We start from the raw sequence: 22,594 nt of genomic DNA on the forward strand, positions 1-22,594 counted from the left end.
GCCCTTGGCATCTATTGCAGAAGCAGAGACATGGATATCTTTTCCAGAGAGAACAGTAGTATCTTTTCCAGAACTTAAATGAGAGCCATTGTGCAAGGCGACATGAAAGGTTTGATCCCCGCGATGGCTATTGGCACTGTTGCGTGTGGCATCAATCGAAACATTGCCTTCTGCTTTTAAGTGAAGATCATCATGCGCTTGAACATCAGAGCCTAGAATATTCAAATCTTTTCCAGAGGAAAGCGTTGTTGAGCCCCCAGAATTAACTTCTGATTTATGATGCATGATGGCATCACCCTGCTCATCATGGTAATGGGTTTCTGCTGAACCGATCGTCAAGTTGCCTTGTTCTGTAGCCATGGCAAGATCACCTCCGATGGTGATCCCCACCCCTGAGGCGGTGATATCTTGCTTAGCAAGAACTGTCGCATTACCACCAGCAGAAAGCGCCTCGGTATTTAAAACGAAACGCACTCTTGACTATTGCAGGCCTAAAAGGTGCAGCAGATATTAAAAGTTAACCTATGAATTGGGAAAATTAGCAGCAACACATACTACTAATGTTGATGCTAAAATTAAATATGAAAGCACTTTTTAGCTGAACTGAAGATAATATAGTACTGCTTTACATAAAAAGCAGATACTGTAAATTTCTAAAAATAGAAGCAATTAAAAAGCTACAAAAAAGTTCAGGTAAGACAGAAAAACAAGTGATAAGAATCAAAGAGCTTACAACCCCCGCACTTTTATAGAATATATTCATTTTATGACAAATGGCGGAGAGAGAGGGATTCGAACCCTCGATATGGTTTCCCATATACACGCGTTCCAGGCGTGCGCCTTCAACCACTCGGCCACCTCTCCAGATTCTGGCACTATACCCAGAAAGAAATAACGTGCAAGCTTAAACTATGCAAAATATAAAAAACAACTTCATTTATCAAAATAATATATAATACTTGCTGAATAGCAAACATACTCCCTTTTTAGAAACAGACTTTTTTCGCGGATATATACCTAAAGTGCAAGCACTTCATGACCATAAATCAGTCTTTTATTTCACATATCCCCTATGAACAACGCACCCTTCAAAAAATTATGCTAACTATGTTTTTGAGTATAAAATAATTAACCAACTATCACTCATTATATTCGAGAAAAAGTAGCTGCTTAGCTTATTTATCCCTAAAGCAAGAATGTACTTTAATCAGATAATAAAACTTATTCTCCTCAAAATAACGTATCGTGACCTTTCTCAAAAAATTGCAAAATTGTGACAAAACGCTCACCACTTTATATTATCGCCTTTATATCATTGCTAAGAGCGCGAACAGCTTGAGTACTTTCACACTGCAATGCTTTTCTTGCCAAAATTTGCATATCTTTAAAACTATGCGCCTGCAAATAGGTTTTTACAGCAGAAATATCACAGGATATCATAGAAAGTTCATTAATCCCCAATCCAGCCAAAATCATTGCTGCGAAAGGATCTCCTGCCATACCACCACACACACTCACCCAACACTTATGTTTTTCTGCCCCCCGAACAGTTTGATGAATCAGACGTAAAACCGCCGGATCAAGACTATCAGCTTCAGATACAAGATGCGGATTTTGCCGATCAACAGCCATAGTATACTGCGTTAAATCATTGGTTCCAATTGAGAAAAAATCAACATAGGCACTCAAAACATCTGCCATAATAGCAGCTGCCGGAACTTCAATCATCACACCAAGCTTTAATTTCGGTGCTCCAATATCATTGCGAATTTCTTCTGTTATCTTTTTTATAGAAAAAATCTCTGCAACAGACATAACCATTGGAAACAAAATCCATATGTCTCCTCCCTCTTTTACAGCTCGATACAGAGCACGCAGCTGAGGAACTAAAAGATCACGCCTACGTAACAAAAGTCGTGTTCCTCGAACACCTAAAAAGGGATTATCCTCTTTAGATAAATGTAAATGTGTCACCTGTTTATCGCCACCAATATCAAGCATGCGAATAATTAATGGTTTTTCTCCTATTGCTGTGATCATCATACGGTACACATCGAACTGCGCTTTTTCATCTGGAATCTGTGAACCATCTAAAAACAAAGATTCTGTCCGCATGAGTCCGATACCTTCAGCCCCCAAGTCCAGCGCAAAAGGAACTTGATTTGCATAGTTGACATTGGCCATGATGCGAATCCTGTGACCATCTGTCGTTTGTAGTGGTAATCTACATACATAGGTCTCACTATCGCGCTTTTTGGCAACAACACGCATCTGTTTTTGAACATCTTCAACATCTTCAGAGGTAGGATTAAGATAAATAAACCCATCATTGCCATCAACAATAGCCTGAGCACCGCGCTCAACTGATAAAACATCAGCACCCATAGCGACAACCATTGGAATACCAAGGGTGCGCGCCAAAATAGCTGTGTGAGACAATGGTCCTCCCCATGCTGTTGCTAACCCTCGTACTTTTTTGCAATCAAGCTGAGCAACATCAGAAGGAGATAAATCATCTGTAACAAGAATAATATCATGTGGGATATCATCTAAAAAAAATGATTTATAGGATGGATTAATTTCACCTAAAACACGGCGACCAACATCAATTAAATTAATAGCACGTGCCGCTAATAAAGGATTATCTACCTGCGAAAACACATCTGTAAATTGCCGAACCGCCCGATCCCAAGACCAAGCAACACCGTGACCTTCTGCCATAAAGCGACAAGCTTGAGTGATCAGATTTTCATCTTCAAGCAAAGCCATTTGTGCAGAAAAAATTGCAGCAGAATCTGCTCCCATACGAGTCGTTATATCAACAATAACGGATTCCATTTTGTATTTTGTTTTTGTAAGCGCATTTTCAAGATGCGCCATACCAACCGCAATATCTATTGGCTCATCTATTATGGAAATATCATTTTGTCTTAAAATAAAAATCTTGCCAAGAGCAAGACCTGAGCTTGCTCCAACACCAGAGATCCCTTTTTTCCTGAAACGTGGATACCAACTATGAGAAGTCTTTGTTTGAGATTCCATTTCTCTCACCAGACGCTTCTCACTTACGCTTACTTTCTTTACAACAGAAATCACTTCCTTCAAAAGTTTCATACCTTCCACAGCATCCGTCGAAAAAATGAGAACATCACCGTTTTTGGCTCCTAATTGCAATAAACCAACCAAATTTTTCATTTCAACGACATACTGACCATGGCGCACCCTAATAGAGCTTGGAGCTTTTTTTGCAAAGTCAACCCAAAGAGATGCTGGGCGCGCATGAAGACCACTTGGATAATCTAAAGTCCACTCCTGACGTATTGAAAGGTCACTTATAGAAGCCTCTTCCATTTTCATTCCCTGCCCCAAAAGAGTCGTAACAACCTGCTGTTTATCAGCTGTTGTCAAAAGCACCTCAAGCCGCTCCTTATCAAATAAAAGATATGTCAATTGTTTAAAAATCTGGATATAGCGATCTGGACAAGCTGCAACGGCGATAACCAAACGCGCTTTATGACCATCTTGCCACTCAACACCATCAGGAATCTGTAAAACAGCAATAGTATCCCTGATAATTAAATCATAACTATCAAGAACTCCATGAGGAACTGCTATACCATTTCCAAGCCAACTATTTGTTATTGCTTCACATTTGAGCATACTTGCCAAATAACATTTGTCAACTGCTCCAGCCTGCACAAGCAATTCAGCTGCGGCATGAATTGCATCATTTTTATGATCAAAGGCAGCGGCAAGTTGTACAGAGCTTATAGATAAGATTTTACTCTCATTAAAATCTGTACTCATTGCTTCTACTTCCTCGCATCGTATAGTAAATTTTAAACTGCCTTATATTTGATATAACTTCATCTCAAATCCGTATTTCCAAAAATACAAAGCCTAAATAACATCATGACTTCTCTTTTCATACGAAATATCACTTCAATAAAATGCTATAAAATCCCAAAACAACCCATAAAATAATTAAGAAGCGTTGATTATAAAATTGCCCCTCTCTCTTAAGTTACCCGATACAACTTATCGCTATTTCTCACATAAGAAAACAGCTCCCTATCACCCAAAACTTCAACGCATGCTCCCAATTGGGCACAACCCCATCCATCTATGCTTATTTCCAATCCCCTAAAAGATCAAAAAAACGCACATATCACTTCTCCTCATAGAATGCTGTGCAGTTTCTGAAGATATAATTCTAAAGATTTGTGTAGTTTCTTTTTTCAAATAGATACTGCAACAAAAAATATTCTTTTCCTCTACAGCAACCCACAACTACCCTCAACGGCTAAAATCGATAAAGATATAAAACGAAAAATGCTCTTATGTGTTTTCATATACTCTCCCTTTTAAACACAATAATTTAACCGGCTTCCATAACCATTTCGATAATATTATGGGGATTACCAACGCCAAAAAAATAACTTATTCTTACCCAAAGATCGTGCAAATATCCTCACAACCCTTCTCTAAAAGTGCAATTATTAGCGCTTTTCATATAGAAAGAAAAAATTCCTCACCGTATTTATACATCAATTTATCAAAAAATGCCATCATCACATCGACGTCTTTTGATTATCCAGAATAGATAACCGCCCAGATTTTTCCTATTTCGTTTTCTCTATAACTCTGTATCTTACTATATCATAAATACAAAAGAGGAAAGACAGCACCCCATCTTTCCTCTCCTAATCTCATTACCTCATAACCGAAGCCCAAACAAACACCGGTTGATGCAGAAAATACTACAATCTACTTCGCAACCTCGGTTATAGGAACAACTGAAACATACGAACGGTTATTGGCTTTCTTTTGAAATGAAACCGTACCATTTGACAACGCAAAAAGAGTATGATCTTTTCCAATACCGACATTGTCACCTGGATGCCAGCGCGTACCACGTTGGCGAACAATAATATTCCCAGCGATAACGGCTTCACCGCCAAATTTTTTAACGCCAAGACGCTTCGACTCTGAATCGCGACCATTACGCGAGGAACCACCAGCTTTTTTATGTGCCATAGATGTTCTCCTTTAATCTTCTTTATTCTTTGATGCTGCGGCTACTTTTTTCTGTGATGCAGCCTTTTTTTCAGTGGTTTTTTGCACCTTTTCCTTAACAGAAGGAGTTGCTTTGGTTTTCTTTGATGTTTCTTTTAATACAGCAGCTTCCTCTTTTTTAATTGGTTTTGCAGCTTCTTTTTTAGGCTTTGAACCACCCATTAAAATTTCTAAAATACGAAGCACTGTTACTTCTTGACGATGTCCCCGTGTGCGTTTTGAATTTTGACGACGACGCTTCTTAAATGCAATAACCTTACGCCCACGCGTTTGCTCTAAAATCTCAGCTGTAACCAAAGCATCAGCAACAAAAGGGGCACCAATCATTGCATTTCCCTCTTGGCCAACCATTAATATGTCATTTAATTCAACAATATCGCCAACATTACCAATAATTTTCTCAACTTTTATTGTCTGGTTAGTCGTAACGCGGTATTGCTTACCGCCAGTTTTAATGACTGCGAACATTTTTTACCCTTTCGTTCAATCCAGCTCTTATTCGCTTCTTTACTTCTAACCTCATCAATTGAGGGCAAATAGGCTGCTTTTTATCAGTCTTAATAGATTCAAAAGAAGGATGAAAATACCTTCCCAAACACAAACAAGCGCAGATCTCCCCACGCTTACATTTTCACATATGACCGAATTTCTATTCTCTGTCAATAAACTCCTACAAAAAAGCAAAAAAAGGTTGTACTAAAAACAATTGAAGGTTATCTACCCGATATATACTAAAATACTGTAAGGTTTCGTGTTACCTTATATCAAGGAGAGATGGCTGAGTGGTTGAAAGCACCGCACTCGAAATGCGGCATAGGGGCAACTCTATCGGGGGTTCAAATCCCTCTCTCTCCGCCAAAATAGTCATTGGCCCAATATTTCCTAAATGTAACTTGCCAGAAAGTTTGCTGTAGTTTGTCAGCGGAATTTTGTATGATTGACAACAGACTTTGTACCAACTCATTTTTTCAAAGGATCCTTACAGGCGCTTTTCTGCGCTTTTAAAGCCTTTTTTACTTACTGTAGCGTTTTAATTTCTACAGTTTTTCACTCTTTTGAGCAATTTTAGGTGCCAAAACTCATTTTAGCAAAACACGTCTTTAATGCTAAATTTTGCACATAAAAACAATATCACGTATTCCTACCTACCGCTTTCTACCTAGTACAAAACTCTGCAATGATTCTCAAAGGTTTTGCGAAATTTTCTCCTGTTTTCGCCTATCAAATTTCAATTTTGACACACTTCATTCTTTTCATGCTATTTTCTATTAAAGCCTAGTTTAATAAATCGTACTCTAATAATAAAAATATACATTTCTATTGCACAATTCCTTTCTTCTCTAGTCAAAAACTAATTGTCAAATGAAGCTTTTTCTGCACGTCTTGCTTGAATATGTGCTAATAACCCTAACGTTGAACTATCGCGTTTATCAGCTTTACTTTCCCCACGGAGTATTGGTAACAATTCGTTTGCTAGTTCTTTACCCAACTCAACCCCCCATTGATCAAACGAATTGATATTCATTAAAATACCTTCAACAAAAATACGATGCTCGTAAAGTGCAATAAGGCGACCAAGCGCAAAGGGTGTCAACAAATCCTGAACCAACATAATACTTGGACGGTTTCCTTCAAAACTCCTATGGAGTGCTAAATTATCTGCTTCGCGCTCACTAACTCCATTTTTGATAAGAATACGCCGCGTATCTTCAACGCTCCGCCCTTTCATGAGAGCCTTTGACTGCGCCAAACAGTTTGCTACTAACATATCATGCATAGAGTGCAAATTTTTCTCATGTCCTTTTGTAAATAAAATAAACTCTACAGGAATAACATCTGTTCCTTGATGCAAAAGCTGAAAAAAAGCATGTTGACTGTTTGTCCCTGAATCCCCCCACACGACTGGACCAGTTACAAAAGTTAATGGTTTTCCATCTAAAGAAATATGCTTACCATTGGATTCCATATCAAGCTGTTGTAAATAAGCTGGAAAATGCGCTAAGCGTTGCGCATAAGGAATAATAGCACGTGATGAATAACCACAAATAACACGATGCCAAAACCCTAAAAGACCAAACCGAATAGGAATATTTCTATGCAAAGGCGCCGTTTTAAAATGTTGATCCATATGCAGAGCACCTTTAAGAAACTGACGAAAATTCCGCCCTCCTATTGCTAACATAACAACAAGACCAATAGCTGACCAAATAGAATAACGCCCCCCAACCCAATCCCAAAACCCAAAAACCCTTGAAAACTCTATGCCGAATTTTGTTACTTTATCAAGTGCACTCGAAACAGCTAAAAAATGCCTACCAACAGCTTTTTCTCCTAGATGAGAATGTATCCATTGACGCGCAACTTGAGCATTTGCAATCGTTTCAACTGTCGTAAAAGTTTTGGAAGCAACGATAAACAAGGTTGTGGCTGGATTTAAACCACAAAGGATATCAAAAATATGTGCACTATCAACATTAGAAACGAAATGACAACACGGACCATCGTGATAAGGCTTTAAAGCACTTGTAACCATTGCTGGTCCAAGGTCTGAACCACCAATACCAATATTGACAATATCCGTTATTTTCTCGCCGCTGGCTCCTTTATAACTGCCATCACGAACCATCTCAGAAAATTTTTCCATATGTATGAGAACATCTTGAACATCCTGAACAAGGTTATGACCATTGAACATAAAAACTTCATCAATAGGCAAACGCAATACGGTATGAAGAACTGAGCGCTTTTCAGTTATATTAATAGCCTTACCGGAAAACATCGCTTGACGCCCACCTAAAACATCCGCGGCAACAGCTAAACTATCCAAAAGCTGCAATGTTTTAAATGTCACGCCACATTTCGAAAAATCAAAAAGGAGATCATCAAACTTTAAAGAAAAATGAAAAAAACGTTGCCTATCTTCTAAAAAATGCCTGCGAATATCGCTTACCCCATCCTTTACAGCATGCTCTCTCAAAGCTTTCAAAGTTTTCTCAAAGGCTTTTTCGTTTCGGATCAATAAGCTGCCTCCCATGGCTATTGATAACACAATTTATACACAAATGATAAAAAAACAGAGATTGCCCCCTTAATGCAACCAGTTTTTACTGCTTTCATATCAAATAAAGTGGTACAAAAGCAGAAAAATAAAGCCTGAAAGTGACATTTTTACAATGAAAGTAAAAAAAACTTTAAAGCCCCGCGATAAGATAATTCACTCAGCTTGGCTAAGCTCTTTTGTTAAACGCCGATCTTCTTCTGCTTTTGGTTTTATAAAACGTCCGAGAAAGAGATAAACAACCGGTGTCACATAAAGAGTAAAAATCGTTGCTATACCCAAACCACCAACAATCACCCAACCTAATGCAACACGTGCTTCTGCACCTGCACCTGTGGCTAAAACCAAAGGAATTCCCCCTAAAATAGCACAAATCATCGTCATAAAAACTGGACGAAGACGAATATTTGCTGCTTCTTCTATAGCTTCATACACGCTTTTGCCTTGATCACGCAACTGATCTGCAAACTCTACAATCAGAATCCCATTTTTAGCCATAATCCCTACCAACAAAATTAAACCAATTTGACTATAAATGTTAAGGCTGACTCCACTTAAAAACATAGCAATTACAGCAGAACCAATCCCTAACGGGACAGTGGCTATGATAATAAACCCTGAAATAAAACTCTCAAACTGTGCAGCTAAAACCAATAACGTAATTACAAAAGCGACTCCAAAAACAATCATAAAACCGGAAGATGTCTCATCAAGCGTAGCGGCTTCCCCTAAAGGAACAATATAATTTCCACCTGATAACAAAGGAGCAGCAATTTTCTGTACAGTTTGATAAGCACTCCCTAAAGCAACACCCGGAGCAAGATTTGAACTTAAAACAACGGCATTCATGCGTTCCTCTCGCTGTAATTGAGGTGCAATGGCTTTTTCATGCAAGCTCGCAACAACCGATAAAGGAACATATTTATGGTCTTTAGTTTTCAAAAAAACATTTTCTAAATCATTCGGGCTATTCATTGGATTCTTACGCGATGTCAGTTTAACATCGTAAGAATGATCATCCACATAAATGGAACCTATTTTTTTTCCATCCAACATTGCTTGCAATGTATCGCCCAAATTGGTGATATCAACGCCTAAATCGGAAGCTTTATCTCGATTAATTTTAACAAAAAACTGCGGTTGCGTTGCATCAACGGTAAGCCGTGGACGAATAAAGTTCGGATCAGCCTGCAATGCAGTAACGAGCTTATCAGCAATTTGCTGTAATTTTGTATAATCATTTCCAAGAATTGCAAACTGTAACCCCTGACCAGTTCCTCTAACACCTAAAGAGTTTCCTTGTGCAGCAAACACAAGAACTGAAGGAAACTGTCTCACCCTTGCATTCACATCTTCTACGATCTCTTGTTGACTACGCACACGCTTGTCCCAAGATGAAAGTAATAAAATCAAAAAAGCAGTATTAGATGAACCGTTCATACCAGCGATAGAATAACTATTAACAATCTCTCCAGCATCGCGTAATGGTTGTAGACTATCTTCAATTTTTTCTACCTGCTCATTCATATATTGTGTTGAAATGCCCTGCGGTCCATTAACGACCAAAAAGATAAGGGCTCTGTCTTCTGCTGGCGTCAATTCCTGTTGTAACTTTGTATAACCTAACATACAAAGACACGCAAAAATAAGCGAAGCACAGATAACCATCCAAGGTTTTCTTAAACATTGATGCAAACTATAAGCGTATGCTTTGCTAAAAAAAGAACCCCATTTATCCAAAAAAGTTAAATGATGTGTTCTTTCTGTCTCATCCTCTGTATGGTCCTTGAGAAGACGCGAGGCTAACATAGGGCAAAGTGTTAAAGCAACAATAGCAGAAAGCAATATAGAGATTGCTAAAACAAAACCGAATTCTCTAAAAAGTCCTCCCACTTGCCCAGGAAGAAAAGAAATAGGAACAAAAACAGCGACTAAAGTCAATGTTGTGGCTAGAACAGCAAAAAACACCTCCCGTGTTCCAAGCACTGCAGCTGCCCGAGGACCTATCCCCATATTGCGCCTTCGAACAATATTCTCAAGCACAACAATCGCGTCATCCACCACAAGCCCTGTTGCTAAAACTAGCCCTAAAAATGTGAGAATATTTAACGAAAACCCTACAAGGTAAATTCCAGCAATGGTACCAATTAAAGCAACAGGAATAGATAAAGCAGGTATAAGCGTTACACGCGCATCTCTAAGAAAAAGGAAGATGACTAAGATAACACTGAGAATAGCAATAACCAACGCAACCTCAACCTCATGAAGTGCACTTTTAATAAAAAGAGAATCATCACTAATAACATCTACATGCACAGAAGGAGGAATAACAGCTTTGAGACGATCAAGAGCGGCTCGAACCCCCTGAGAAATATTAAGAGTATTAGATTGTGCTTTACGCACAATCCCCAATCCAATTCCCGATTTTCCATTAACACGTAAAATAACCGTTTCTAAATCAGGTGCCAAAGTGACATGGGCAACATCACCAAGGTGGACATGAGGTTTTAAAACAACTTGTTCAAAAGCTTCTGTTGTTGTTAAACGCGCGGTCGCACGAACAATTAAAGTTTGCGTATCATTGCGTAATGACCCCACCGGTGCATCGGTTGTCATATCAGAAAGAACACGCGCAATATCCGCCACGGTTAATCCATGACTTGCAAGCTTTGCTTGGTCAACATCGATCTGAAAAATCTTCGTACGCGCACTCGCAACCTGTACATCACCAACACCGTCAACACCGGAGAGTACGTCAACAATTTGATCGTCTACAATTGTTGTTAAATCATCAATAGCCATCGTTGGTGAGGTCACAACCAAATACATCATTGCAGCAGCATTCGAATCTGCTTTAATGATGAGAGGGGTATCGGCATCTTTTGGTAAAGTATAGGTAACGGGAGAAAGCGCATCACGAATATCAGATGCCGCAACATTCAAATCAACGCCAACATTAAAATTAATCTCCACACGTGAAAGACCAAAAGAAGACGTCGAAGAAATTCTTTTAACACCAGAAACACGAGCAACCGCATCTTCTATAACTTTCGTAACTTCACGATCAATTGTTTCTGCTGATGCCCCAGAAAAAATTGTTACAATCGTTGTTACTGGAGTATCAACATCTGGCAGTTCACGAATATCTACATTCAGCCAAGCAGAAAACCCAGCAATAATGATCATAGCATTCAAGACAAAAGTAAAAACTGGCCTGCGAATAAATAACGCAATCATGCCACCTTGCTCTGCCTGTGGTGTAGGCTGTTTCGATTCTTGACTCATTGTACATCCTATCCACGAAGTTCTGATAATTGCTGTTGATCGACTTTTGATTTATCAATAATCACCCTACTTCCTGGATGGAGTGTCTGTACTCCCTGTATGACAACTTGATCACCATTTTCCAGAGGCGCTTTCACAAGTACTTGATCTGCTTTATGCTGAATAATCGATACTGGAATAGACTCTACTTTCCCCTCTCTCACACGCCAAACAAATGACCCCTTATTATTCCATTGAACCGCCAGAGGATGAACAACAGGAAAAGAACCACCATAAAATTGCAATGAAACAGAGAAAGACATACCAGACATAAGGGCATCTTTTTCATTCTTGACTTCAACCTGAATATGAAGTGTACGGCTTTCTGGATCAACAACATTATCGATTGCATAGATATGTCCAATAAACGTCTTATCCGGCTGTGTCGTTAATGCTGTGATCACTTTATCTCCTTTATGAATATGCGATGCATAACGTTCAGGAACCCATATATCGATTAAAATACGTTTTCTATTCTCAATACGACCTATTATAGTACTAGGCGCTACAAAATTGCCTTCATCAATGGGCAAAATCCCAACAACCCCGCTGATTGGTGCACGAATTGTCCGCCGGTCAAGATCTAACTCAGCATTACGCAAAACCAAGTTTGCATTGTCTAACTCTAAGCGCGCAGTAATTTCCTGAACTTCTGTTGCTGTCCTGCTGACGCGAAGCTTAAGAATACGTGAAAGCGTTAATGCACTATTATCACGTTGTACTTTTGCTTTTGCAACAGCTAGCTTTTCTTTTTCGGAATCAAGCCTTGCAATCACATCGCCAGTTTCTACTTTTGCACCAGCTGACACAAAAAGCTTATCAATAATACCTGACGACCAAGGCGTTAAATCTACTGTAGCAAATGCTTGTCCACTTCCAATCGCATTCAACTGGTTGTAAAAATCTTGATTTTTTACAACATCAACGACAACATTCGTTGGCGGCATTTTCATGTGCGCCTTTGAGGCTTTATGCGAATCATTTATTGTATTATCCACTGTAGAAATACGTCGCCCTGAATTGTGTTTCCCTGCCCAATAAGCAATCATCAAAATGACAATGAGAAATACCAATAAAAAGATCTTTTTTAAACGCTCCATACGTCTACCCTTGCTGTGTCATGGATATGTAAATTTGTCTGAAACAGTCCCCAACAGTAGCATACGCGTTTCATACAAAAACCAAATGCAGGCAGCGTATCTTATTTCCCACCGCAAAAAACATATCTAATTTATTCTGCTTGACTATCTTTCGTTTATTAAAACGTCAAGTTAACTATCGTTCATCTTAAATTGTATAATTCATAACGATAAAAAAACCACTCCGTCAAAGATAATCTGAAACCAATAATACAAGCCAATTTCTTTGAAAGATACCATAAAAGAATATGATAATTTTTTCTTTCCACCAAGTTTTACTTGCAATTCTTCAATGAAACGATTAGGAACCTCTTGTCTTGATAAAATAGAAAATTAAAAGCACCCGTAGCTCAGCTGGATAGAGCACCAGACTACGAATCTGGGGGTCAGGAGTTCGAATCTCTTCGGGTGCGCCACTCTATGGCTTTTTATTTCTCTTCGATCCTTATCGATTCTAAGTAATTGCTCCTTATTGGCTTATCTCTTTATTGTCTGCATGTCACACTGTCCAACAAGAGGTAACTTATTACTGCTCATTTTCCTAATAATCAAAGCTTTTCTCCGGATCTTTTTAGATACATCTACATGTATGATGTATTTTTAAACTTCAAAGTACAACATTCTCTCTTCTGGTTTAAAAATCTTCGCTGCTTTAATAAAAAGTCTCTTTCAAAAAGTTTTCAGAAAAATAATTCGTAAAAAACAACAATTAAATAAAATACACCATTGGAAGAATCAAAAACTGCAATAAAGCACTCTAATGAAAAGTGGAATATTTTAATGTTTTTCTCACTCTTGTATTCTTTAATTTAAGTCTCATGAAAACAAAAACATAATGATTCCTTCTTTCACAAGCCTATAAAATCCTTCTTTTGCAACTTTTTCCTCCAGATGACACGATACACCATCAATCTTTAGGATGTTTTATTTTCTCTTTACATGCTATATATTTTCCCATCTGACCATAAGCCATCAATATTAACAAAGTTAAGTTTAAAGAATTTTTACATGCCTCAAACAGATATTGAAATTGCTCGCGCTGCTCATAAGCAACCCATCATCGATATTGCACAAAAAATTGGTATCTCAAATGAGAATCTCATTCCTTATGGACATGATAAAGCTAAAATTTCTTCTGCGTACATACAATCGCTCAATAACAAACCGGATGGTAAACTTATCCTTGTCACCGCTATTAATCCCACACCTGCGGGAGAAGGAAAAACCACAACAACAGTTGGACTCAATGACGCGCTTAATCTCATTGGAAAAAAAACGATAGCAGCCTTAAGAGAACCGTCTCTCGGTCCCTGTTTTGGTATAAAAGGCGGCGCGGCCGGAGGTGGTTACGCCCAAGTTGTGCCAATGGATGATCTTAACTTGCATTTTACTGGTGACTTTCATGCTATTACAGCTGCTCATAATCTTCTTGCAGCAATGATCGATAATCACATTTACTGGGGAAATACTCTGAATATTGATCCACGCCGTATTGTTTGGAAACGTGTTCTTGATATGAATGATCGGGCATTGCGTGATATTGTTATTTCATTAGGTGGCGTAACCAATGGGTTTCCTCGCCAAACAGGCTTTGATATTACTGTTGCCTCAGAGATTATGGCTATTTTTTGTCTTGCCGAGAATCTAGAAAACCTTACGCAAAGACTTAAAAAAATTGTTGTTGCTTATCGTTATGATAAAACACCCGTAACAGTTGCTGATCTCAATGCAGAAGGTGCAATGACAGTTTTACTTAAAGATGCCATACAACCCAATCTCGTACAAACAATTGAAAATAATCCTGTTCTTGTTCACGGAGGGCCTTTTGCCAATATTGCGCATGGCTGTAATTCTGTTATAGCCACAAAAACCGCCCTAAAACTTGCCGATTATGTCGTTACAGAAGCTGGATTTGGAGCTGATCTTGGAGCCGAAAAATTTTTTAATATTAAATGTCGACAAGCAGGTCTTGTACCAAATGCTACAGTCATTGTTGCTACGATTCGTGCATTAAAAATGAATGGTGGTGTAGACAAAAATAATCTGACAGAAGAAAATATTGCTGCTTTACAAAAAGGAGCAGCCAATCTTTTAAGACACATAAAAAATATGGAACACTACGGTGTTCCTTGTGTTGTTGCCATCAATCATTTTGATTCTGATAGTGACGCTGAAATAACGATGTTACAAAAAATAGTTGCAACTACGGGGTGTAAAGCTATCCTTTGCAAACATTGGAAACAAGGTGGAAGAGGCGCTATAGGACTTGCACAAGAACTTGTTACCTTAATTGAAAAACAAGATTTCCATTTTAAAGTTTTGTATCAAAATGATCTCCCACTCGTTCAGAAAATTAATTCTATTATAAAAAATCTCTATGGTGGTCGTGGCGCTATCATTGCTACTCCTATTCTAAAACAGCTCGAATCTTGGGAAAAGGAAGGTTTTGGCACATACCCTATTTGTATGGCAAAAACACCTTATTCCTTTTCTTCTGACCCCACGCAATATGGTGCCCCTACTGATTTTGAAATTCCTGTACGAGATGTCCGCCTTTCAGCAGGTGCGGGTTTTATTGTCGTCATTTGCGGAGATATCATGACCATGCCTGGCTTACCCCATTACCCTGCCGCCGAAAAAATTTATCTTGATAAAAACAATCAAATACAAGGGCTTTCATAAACTGATACCCGTAAAATCAATTATTTACCAAGAAAAGCACCAATAGCAAAAAGTTATAGAATTTTTAAAAGCGATGTAGACAAACATCTTCTTTATGTGATATACCTACACGGGTATATATTCTTTTAAATTATTACTTATTAAAAGAACAATTGGATTTTCTTTTATTTTTGATGACACTGAAACAAAGCAGGATAGATAGTGCAAGTACTCGTTCGTGATAATAATGTTGATCAAGCGCTACGTGCGTTGAAGAAAAAGATGCAGCGTGAAGGTATCTTCCGCGAAATGAAAATGCGTGGTTATTATGAAAAGCCATCGGAAAAGCGTGCTCGTGAAAAAGCTGAGGCTGTTCGCCGTACGCGTAAGCTAGCCCGTAAGCGCGCGCAAAGAGAGGGCATCGTTAGTAACGGTCGATCTTCTGCGGTAAGATAGCGTATTTTTGCTGATATCTTATAAAGTTGAGTTAGTGATAAAGTGAGCGTGGCTTTAACCTAGTTTTTGTGATACGATGAAGAGAGAAGTATTCTCTCTTTTTTTATTTGTTGTTGTTTTCTGTATGATACTTAAACGTGTTTGCGATTATTGATTTCTGTTTGTGGAAGTAAAAGTCAGCACCATTATTATATTTGCCAACTCATAAAGTTTTCTATAACTCTCACATTGAGATGATTCATAAACAATTGTATTTGGAATATAAAAAAATCTGATAAAATTAAAGAGATTTGGAAGCAAGGCTAACCAATTAGGAATCGCATAGAAGAGATCTACTTATGCAAGAAAGGTATCTCTTATGACTTATTTCCAATTTACGTTTTCATAGCACATACTCTTATCCCTTATGAATTCACTGCCTGCGTTAGTAGCTCTTGTAAGAACGTCTGCTTTTTTGCAATTCATAGAACCTTTTTACAAAATAATGGATACAAACAGAGCAGAGACCAGCCAAAACCATGTTGGATTCTATAGCTAATAGTGCTGAGCATTTAAATAAAGAAAATCAACAACACCTTGTTGTTTGTGAAGGCATAGACCGGTTTGTTATTGCGCCCTATCTCTTTATAATACCTCTTTCGACCATTGGAATGATGTGTCTTAACTTTCCCCACTCCCCATCTCACAATTGCAATGGATGGTGATGAAGCAAATCATAAATCAGATTTTAATCTATAAAAGCATATATATAGCAAAAACTTTGAGACCTTTATGAGGTAGCTTCGCATATTTAGATTCCAATGATTTTTACCTTTTTAAAAAGGAAAAATATGCAAGATAATCATTAAAGTACAATAAAAATATCCCTTTAAATGATAATGATAACAGTTCTTCAAACAAGAGTACTTGTTAGCTATTCCTCTATAAATAAACATTGCAACAAAATGGTTGAATTGAAATAAAATCCATCAGTATTCCTTTGTTACTAATCAAATCTATATTCTGCTTAAATTCCTTATAACTTAGGAAACTATATTTATAAGGTTGTTGTGTCCCAACAATCTCCTGTTGCTTTTATTTCGATCTCTGCTCTCTGTGGGTTAGATGATACGTATAGTCATGTTTCAAAAAATACGCCCTGCTCTTTATAGATCATAAAAAATTTGATATACTTAAAAAATACTTAATCGTTTTTCTCAATATTTATTCCAAACATACAGTACCATGATAACTAAAAAGTGATTTACCTCTCATTGGCAAAACAAGAGTCAAAAATTTCCATTTTTATTTCACTTATTCCATTACTCTTATAACAATTTTTTTATTGTTTAGATCTCTTTAACTAGCATTGTGCCATAGCTTTTATTTATTCTCGATTCTGTCTTTAACTTTAAGATATTACAGTGCCAATATATAAAAACAAAGAGATAAAAGGTTTAAGGTGCAACATTCTAGTTGGTTTCGATTCTTCGTTCTTACATTGTATACCCTAACAACAGGGGTATTGGTATTCGGTTTGCCTCGTTTTTTGCACGCACAAACGCTCGATCAAAACTCAGGGCCGAGTGGTTTGCCACTGCCGCGATTTGCTTCTATTAAACCTACCCGCGTTAATGTACGCGTCGGACCAGGAAGCAATTACTCTATCATCTTTATTTATAAAAAGCGGGGTATCCCTATTGAAATCATCCAAGAATACGATCAATGGCGCAAAATTCGTGATGCCGAAGGAGATGAAGGGTGGGTATATCAATCGCTTCTATCCGGAAAACGAACTGCTGTCACGATTCCGTGGCAAAAAGATAAAACAAAAAGGCTCATGTTACGTAAAAATCCCACAGATGACGCAAACGTTGTAGCAGAAGTAGAGCCCCGTGTTATCGGCAATATCCACCAATGCGATGGACACTGGTGTGAACTAAGCATTCATAACATTCGAGGATGGCTTCCTCAATCCCAATTATGGGGAATTTATCCTGATGAAAAAATTAAAGATTGATGAAACTTATAAATCAATAAAATGTGCGTTTTGTTTCTTATTAAACTTCCTATACGCTATACTCAAATTAGCTTTTCGGTTTTAATCGAATGATTAAATCAACATGAGAAATTTCCATACCTTCTGGTGGTTGAGGCAAGTTTCCAATAATAGGGAATTCTTCTGAATTACAAGGAATATCAAGAATACGATTTTCCCCTTCTATATAGAAGTGATAATGATCGGATGTATTGGTATCAAACCAAGTCTTTGAGCCTTCTACAGCAATAATCCGCAATAACCCCGATTCCGTAAATTGATGAAGAGTATTGTAAACTGTTGCTAAAGATACTGGAACACCTGACTTAACTGCCTCTTCATAGAGCTCTTCAGCCGCAATATGACGATTACCCTGAGAGAAAATCATACTCGCAAGCTCCAATCGCTGCCGTGTTGGACGCAGACCATTTTGACGTAAACGTTCTTCTAACAGAGGGGTAGAATAATAATGCACAACCTTTTTACAATCCTTCACGGGCTGTTGCTCCTCATTAGAACCAGAGTTTTTGCGCTCAATGACATACCAAAACCACACATATTTCTATTTAAATTAAGAATAATATGATACAAAAATTAAGAATAATATGATACAGTTTTTATTCCATTATTAAAAAAATGATCCACCAGACAGGATACACTAAAAAGGGCTTTTGTCATTAGAAATGGTATAAAATCATTTCCCTCTCCTTAAAATTTGCTCTAAAAGGTAGGTTGGAGAAAAGCGCAGAAATCAAAATATACGTCAATAAATGGAGTAACAATGACTGAACAAAAGTCTCGATATACTTATGAAGAGCTTCTAAGCTGCGCTCGTGGTGAAATGTTTGGAAAGGGTAATGCACAGTTACCTGCACCACCAATGTTGATGATTCATAGAATCACTCAAATTAATGAATTTGGCGGTGAATATAATAAAGGAATGGTTCGTGCCGAATTTGATATTACTCCGGATCTATGGTTCTTCAATTGTCACTTTCTGGGTGATCCTGTTATGCCAGGATGTCTTGGTCTAGATGGTATGTGGCAATTAACAGGTTTTTTTCTCGGTTGGTTAGGTGAACCAGGAAAAGGAAGAGCTATATCAACAGGTGAAGTAAAATTATCTGGTATGGTCACTCCGAAAACCAAACTTCTTGAATATGGCATTGATTTTAAACGTATCCGACGTGGAAATTTGGTCTTAGGAATAGCTGATGGGTGGGTCAAAGCAGACGGGGAAGCCATTTATAAAGCGAGTGATTTACGTGTTGCTTTATTTAAAGAAGATTAAAATTATTTCTAAAGAAGAGGCACTTTGTTATTCTTTATAAAACAAGGAGGTATGAATGCGTCGAGTTGTTGTGACTGGAATGGGAATTGTCTCGGCGATTGGGAATAGTCCGGAAACTGTTTTAGCCAGTTTGTATGAAGCAAAATCTGGGATTTCTTATGCTCCCCAATATGCTGAATTAGGCTTTCGCAGTAGAGTTTACGGTAAACCTGATATTGATATAGAAAAGTTTGTTGATCGGCGTGCTTTGCGTTTTCATGGACGTGGAACTGCTTGGAATCATATTGCCATGGATCAAGCAATTGCTGATGCGGATTTAGAGCTCCACGAGGTATCAAATGAACGCACTGGTATCATTATGGGCTCTGGAGGCCCCTCAACTCAATCGATCGTTGAAGCTGCCGATACGACACGTCAAAAAGGTCCAAAGCGTGTTGGTCCTTTTGTTGTTCCTAAAGCAATGAGTTCTACAGCATCTGCAACACTGGCGACGTTTTTTAAAATTAAAGGTGTGAACTATTCAATCTCTTCGGCCTGTGCAACTTCTAATCACTGTATTGGAAATGCTTATGAATTAATACAATATGGCAAACAAGATCGTATCTTTGCTGGTGGGTGTGAAGATCTTGACTGGACATTATCTGTTTTATTCGATGCGATGGGTGCCATGTCTAGTAAGTATAATGATATACCATCAAAAGCCTCACGTGCTTATGATATCAATCGTGACGGGTTTGTTATTGCTGGAGGCGCCGGTGTGCTCGTTCTTGAAGAATTAGAACTTGCTAAAGCACGTGGTGCAAAAATTTACGGAGAAATTGTTGGATATGGTGCGACATCCGATGGTCATGATATGGTTTCTCCATCAGGAGAAGGAGCAGAACGGTGCATGCGCATGGCGCTTGCAACGGTAAAGGATAAAATTGACTATATAAATCCCCATGCAACAGCTACGCCTGTTGGGGATCCCCCTGAAATAGAAGCAATCCGTCGTATCTTTGGAACAGGTGAGCAATGCCCACCAATTTCTGCCACAAAATCTTTGACTGGTCATTCCTTAGGTGCGGCAGGTGTTCAAGAGGCAATTTATACATTGTTAATGATGAATCATAATTTTATTTGTGAAAGCGCTCATATTGAAGAGCTTGATCCAGCTTTTACTGATATGCCTATTGTTCGCGAACGTCGTGATCATCAACAACTTAATACTGTATTGTCAAATACATTTGGTTTTGGCGGTACCAATGCAACGCTCATTTTCCAACGCTATACATAAACAGGAGTTCTTAGCTGGTTGAAGAGTACGATCTTACGGAGAATAATATGAAAAGTTTGATGGAGGGCAAACGTGGCCTTATTATGGGAGTTGCAAATGACCATTCAATTGCATGGGGCATTGCATGCCAATTAGAAAAAGCAGGTGCGGAGTTAGCATTCACCTATCAAGGAGAAGCCTTTGGAAAACGGGTTCAACCTTTAGCAGAACAACTCGGATGTAAATTATTGCTTGAATGTGATGTTGAAAAAATTGAAGATGTTGATCGTGTCTTTGAACATCTTGAAAAAGAATGGAAGACCATTGACTTCGTTGTTCATGCCATTGGTTTTTCAGATAAAAATCAACTAAAAGGACGCTACGTTGATGTAACGACACGTGAAAATTTTAAGCGTACAATGGTTATTTCAGCTTATTCTTTTACTGAAATTGCTCAACGCGCTGGTAAACTCATGCCCAATGGAGGAACTCTTTTAACACTTACTTATGGCGCTTCACAGCAGGTTGTGCCGAATTATAATGTTATGGGAGTAGCTAAAGCCGCTTTAGAAGCCATGGTGCGTTATTTGGCAGCAGATTTTGGTCCTCAAAACATTCGCGTTAATGCAATTTCAGCGGGTCCTATTAGAACTTTAGCAGGTAATGGTATTGCAGCTGCACGTGCAATTTTTTCGTATCAACGCCGTAACGCACCATTGCGCCGTACCGTAAACATTAATGAAATCGGAAAATCTGCTCTTTATCTCCTCTCTGATTTGTCATCAGGCGTGACTGGTGAAATTCATTATGTTGATTCAGGTTATAATGTTATGTCTATGCCAACACTAGAAGAATTAAAACAAAGTGAAGAAACCCGGGGGGAATAACTATTTGCAATACTTTGTTAAATGTAAAAATGATTGCTTGCGCGTTATTTTACACTATGCCAAATGATGTCTCTGATTTATTGTATTTAGGTTCATTTCATAAAAAATGAACCTGCGCATCTCATAACTTTCTAAAGTGTTCATTGTGTAACGGATTAAAAAATCAGAAGAATGATTTCAAAACTTCTCTTATATTATGGTTATATTTCCCCTATATTTGAATAGCTTAAAAGCGTAGCGTATTATGTACTTCATCTTTAAGCGTCCGATTCAATAACGCATTAGCTGCTTCAACTACATGTTTATCACAAAATAGGACTTGATAAATTTGCTCTATAATTGGCATTTCTATCCCCATACGCTGAGCTAATGTACGTACTTCTTTAGTATTTAAATAGCCCTCAACAACTTGACCAACTTGTTTTTCTGCTTCTTTTATATCCATCCCTTGACCAAGAAGTACTCCAAAACGACGATTGCGTGACTGGTTATCAGTACACGTTAAAACTAAATCACCTAAACCTGCCATACCCATAAATGTGGAAAGCTCAGCGCCCATAGCAATACCTAAACGACTCATTTCCGCTAACCCCCGTGTGATAAGAGCTATTCGAGCATTCGCGCCAAATCCCATGCCATCAGATATTCCTGCCCCAATAGCAATAACATTTTTGACGGCCCCACCTAATTGAACACCGATCATATCTGAACTTGTATAAACTCTAAAACTTTTATCGCAATGGAAAAGCTTCTGTAATTCTTCACTAAATTCCACATCAGAAGCCGCTAGAGTAACTGCTGTAGGCAAACCGAGAGCAAGTTCTTTAGCAAAAGTTGGCCCAGATAAGACAGCCAAGGGGATTTTATTACCCAAAACCTCACAAGCAACTTCTTGTAAGAGACGTCCTGAGCCACGTTCCAAGCCTTTCGTAACCCAAATAATACGTGAATGTTGATCTAAATAAGGCTGGATATTACACAATACCTGATGAAATGCATGACTGGGAACAGCAACTAATATATTGCGGCTTGCTGTTATTGCAGTCTCTAGAGAAGTTTCCAGCAATAGATTATCAGGAAACTGAACATCAGGTAAAAACTTCTGATTGCAGCGATATTTTTGCAACTCTCTAACATGTTGAGGATTATATCCCCACAGCGAAACACGGTAATCATTACGGGCAAGAACAATGGCTAATGCTGTGCCAAAAGAACCGGCACCAAGAACTGTCATTAAAACGGCATTCATTAATTTTTTCGATTATTTCCCAACTTCTTTGCTTTAATTTTATATCACTGCCATAAATGTTTTAAAATAAGGCATTTTTACACATATTTACTAAACCTGCAAATACTACTTCCTCTTATAGCCTTGTGCCAATACAAAATAAAATTGTCTCAAGATTATTACACTTTGTATTGAATGAGCA

The 22,594-nt window shown here is 38.1% G+C and carries 14 protein-coding genes, 3 tRNA genes and 1 pseudogene; 8 read left to right on the plus strand and 10 right to left on the minus strand.

What is annotated here, in order from left to right; genetic code table 11:
- The 5 genes and pseudogenes from ABID23_RS00005 to rplU all read right to left on the minus strand — a co-directional run.
- Nucleotides 1-474: pseudogene (locus ABID23_RS00005) on the minus strand (hemagglutinin repeat-containing protein); the annotation flags it as partial.
- 300 nt (nt 475-774) lie between these two features.
- Nucleotides 775-864, minus strand: a tRNA-Ser gene (locus ABID23_RS00010).
- A gap of 429 nt (nt 865-1,293) precedes the next feature.
- Nucleotides 1,294-3,807, minus strand: a complete 2,514-nt coding sequence (gene ptsP / locus ABID23_RS00015; RefSeq protein WP_354188073.1) for a phosphoenolpyruvate--protein phosphotransferase — start codon at nt 3,805-3,807, stop codon at nt 1,294-1,296.
- 960 nt (nt 3,808-4,767) lie between these two features.
- Complete coding sequence (gene rpmA / locus ABID23_RS00020; RefSeq protein ID WP_354188075.1) at nt 4,768-5,037, minus strand: 50S ribosomal protein L27; 270 nt, start codon at nt 5,035-5,037, stop codon at nt 4,768-4,770.
- A 12-nt stretch (nt 5,038-5,049) separates the two neighbouring features.
- Nucleotides 5,050-5,544: a 50S ribosomal protein L21 gene (gene rplU / locus ABID23_RS00025; RefSeq protein WP_354188077.1), complete on the minus strand. Its 495-nt coding sequence runs from the start codon at nt 5,542-5,544 to the stop codon at nt 5,050-5,052.
- A 300-nt stretch (nt 5,545-5,844) separates the two neighbouring features.
- On the opposite strand from rplU, the gene ABID23_RS00030 reads away from it, so the two are divergent.
- Nucleotides 5,845-5,934: transfer RNA gene (locus ABID23_RS00030), tRNA-Ser, on the plus strand.
- Between the two features lie 493 nt (nt 5,935-6,427).
- Here ABID23_RS00030 and pgi read toward each other — a convergent pair.
- From pgi to ABID23_RS00045, 3 genes are all read right to left on the minus strand, one after another.
- On the minus strand, nt 6,428-8,110 hold the full coding sequence (gene pgi, locus ABID23_RS00035; protein ID WP_354188665.1) for a glucose-6-phosphate isomerase: 1,683 nt from the start codon (nt 8,108-8,110) through the stop codon (nt 6,428-6,430).
- Nucleotides 8,111-8,290: 180 nt separating this feature from the next.
- A complete protein-coding gene (locus ABID23_RS00040) occupies nt 8,291-11,419 on the minus strand; it encodes an efflux RND transporter permease subunit (RefSeq protein ID WP_354188079.1) in 3,129 nt (1,042 codons plus the stop codon).
- Nucleotides 11,420-11,427: 8 nt separating this feature from the next.
- Nucleotides 11,428-12,558 (minus strand): efflux RND transporter periplasmic adaptor subunit, encoded by a 1,131-nt coding sequence (locus tag ABID23_RS00045; RefSeq protein ID WP_354188081.1) that lies wholly within the window; start codon nt 12,556-12,558, stop codon nt 11,428-11,430.
- A 378-nt stretch (nt 12,559-12,936) separates the two neighbouring features.
- Between ABID23_RS00045 and ABID23_RS00050 the strand changes: the two genes are divergently transcribed.
- The 4 genes from ABID23_RS00050 (at nt 12,937) to ABID23_RS00065 (ending at nt 17,713) form a co-directional block, all read left to right on the plus strand.
- Nucleotides 12,937-13,013: transfer RNA gene (locus tag ABID23_RS00050), tRNA-Arg, on the plus strand.
- A 592-nt stretch (nt 13,014-13,605) separates the two neighbouring features.
- Nucleotides 13,606-15,279 carry a formate--tetrahydrofolate ligase gene (locus ABID23_RS00055; protein WP_354188083.1) on the plus strand — a complete coding sequence of 558 codons (1,674 nt, stop codon included), beginning with the start codon at nt 13,606-13,608 and terminating at the stop codon, nt 15,277-15,279.
- A 201-nt stretch (nt 15,280-15,480) separates the two neighbouring features.
- Complete coding sequence (rpsU, locus tag ABID23_RS00060; protein ID WP_354188085.1) at nt 15,481-15,714, plus strand: 30S ribosomal protein S21; 234 nt, start codon at nt 15,481-15,483, stop codon at nt 15,712-15,714.
- 1,441 nt (nt 15,715-17,155) lie between these two features.
- Complete coding sequence (locus tag ABID23_RS00065; protein ID WP_354188087.1) at nt 17,156-17,713, plus strand: SH3 domain-containing protein; 558 nt, start codon at nt 17,156-17,158, stop codon at nt 17,711-17,713.
- A gap of 67 nt (nt 17,714-17,780) precedes the next feature.
- Here ABID23_RS00065 and irrA read toward each other — a convergent pair whose 3' ends face one another.
- Entirely contained in the window at nt 17,781-18,287 is a 507-nt protein-coding gene (gene irrA, locus ABID23_RS00070; RefSeq protein ID WP_354188089.1) for an iron response transcriptional regulator IrrA, read from the minus strand.
- A gap of 225 nt (nt 18,288-18,512) precedes the next feature.
- On the opposite strand from irrA, the gene fabA reads away from it, so the two are divergent.
- The 3 genes from fabA to fabI are packed head-to-tail and all read left to right on the plus strand — an operon-like array spanning nt 18,513 to nt 21,164.
- Nucleotides 18,513-19,022: a 3-hydroxyacyl-[acyl-carrier-protein] dehydratase FabA gene (gene fabA / locus ABID23_RS00075; RefSeq protein ID WP_354188091.1), complete on the plus strand. Its 510-nt coding sequence runs from the start codon at nt 18,513-18,515 to the stop codon at nt 19,020-19,022.
- Nucleotides 19,023-19,077: 55 nt separating this feature from the next.
- Nucleotides 19,078-20,298: a beta-ketoacyl-ACP synthase I gene (fabB, locus tag ABID23_RS00080; protein ID WP_354188093.1), complete on the plus strand. Its 1,221-nt coding sequence runs from the start codon at nt 19,078-19,080 to the stop codon at nt 20,296-20,298.
- Nucleotides 20,299-20,345: 47 nt separating this feature from the next.
- Nucleotides 20,346-21,164: an enoyl-ACP reductase FabI gene (gene fabI / locus ABID23_RS00085; protein WP_354188095.1), complete on the plus strand. Its 819-nt coding sequence runs from the start codon at nt 20,346-20,348 to the stop codon at nt 21,162-21,164.
- A gap of 226 nt (nt 21,165-21,390) precedes the next feature.
- Here the strand turns inward: fabI and gpsA are convergent, their stop codons facing one another.
- Nucleotides 21,391-22,413 (minus strand): NAD(P)H-dependent glycerol-3-phosphate dehydrogenase, encoded by a 1,023-nt coding sequence (gene gpsA, locus ABID23_RS00090; RefSeq protein ID WP_354188097.1) that lies wholly within the window; start codon nt 22,411-22,413, stop codon nt 21,391-21,393.
- Nucleotides 22,414-22,594: the final 181 nt, after the last annotated feature.

The organism is Bartonella silvatica, assembly GCF_040545155.1.
GTDB classification, from domain to species: Bacteria; Pseudomonadota; Alphaproteobacteria; order Rhizobiales; family Rhizobiaceae; genus Bartonella; species Bartonella silvatica.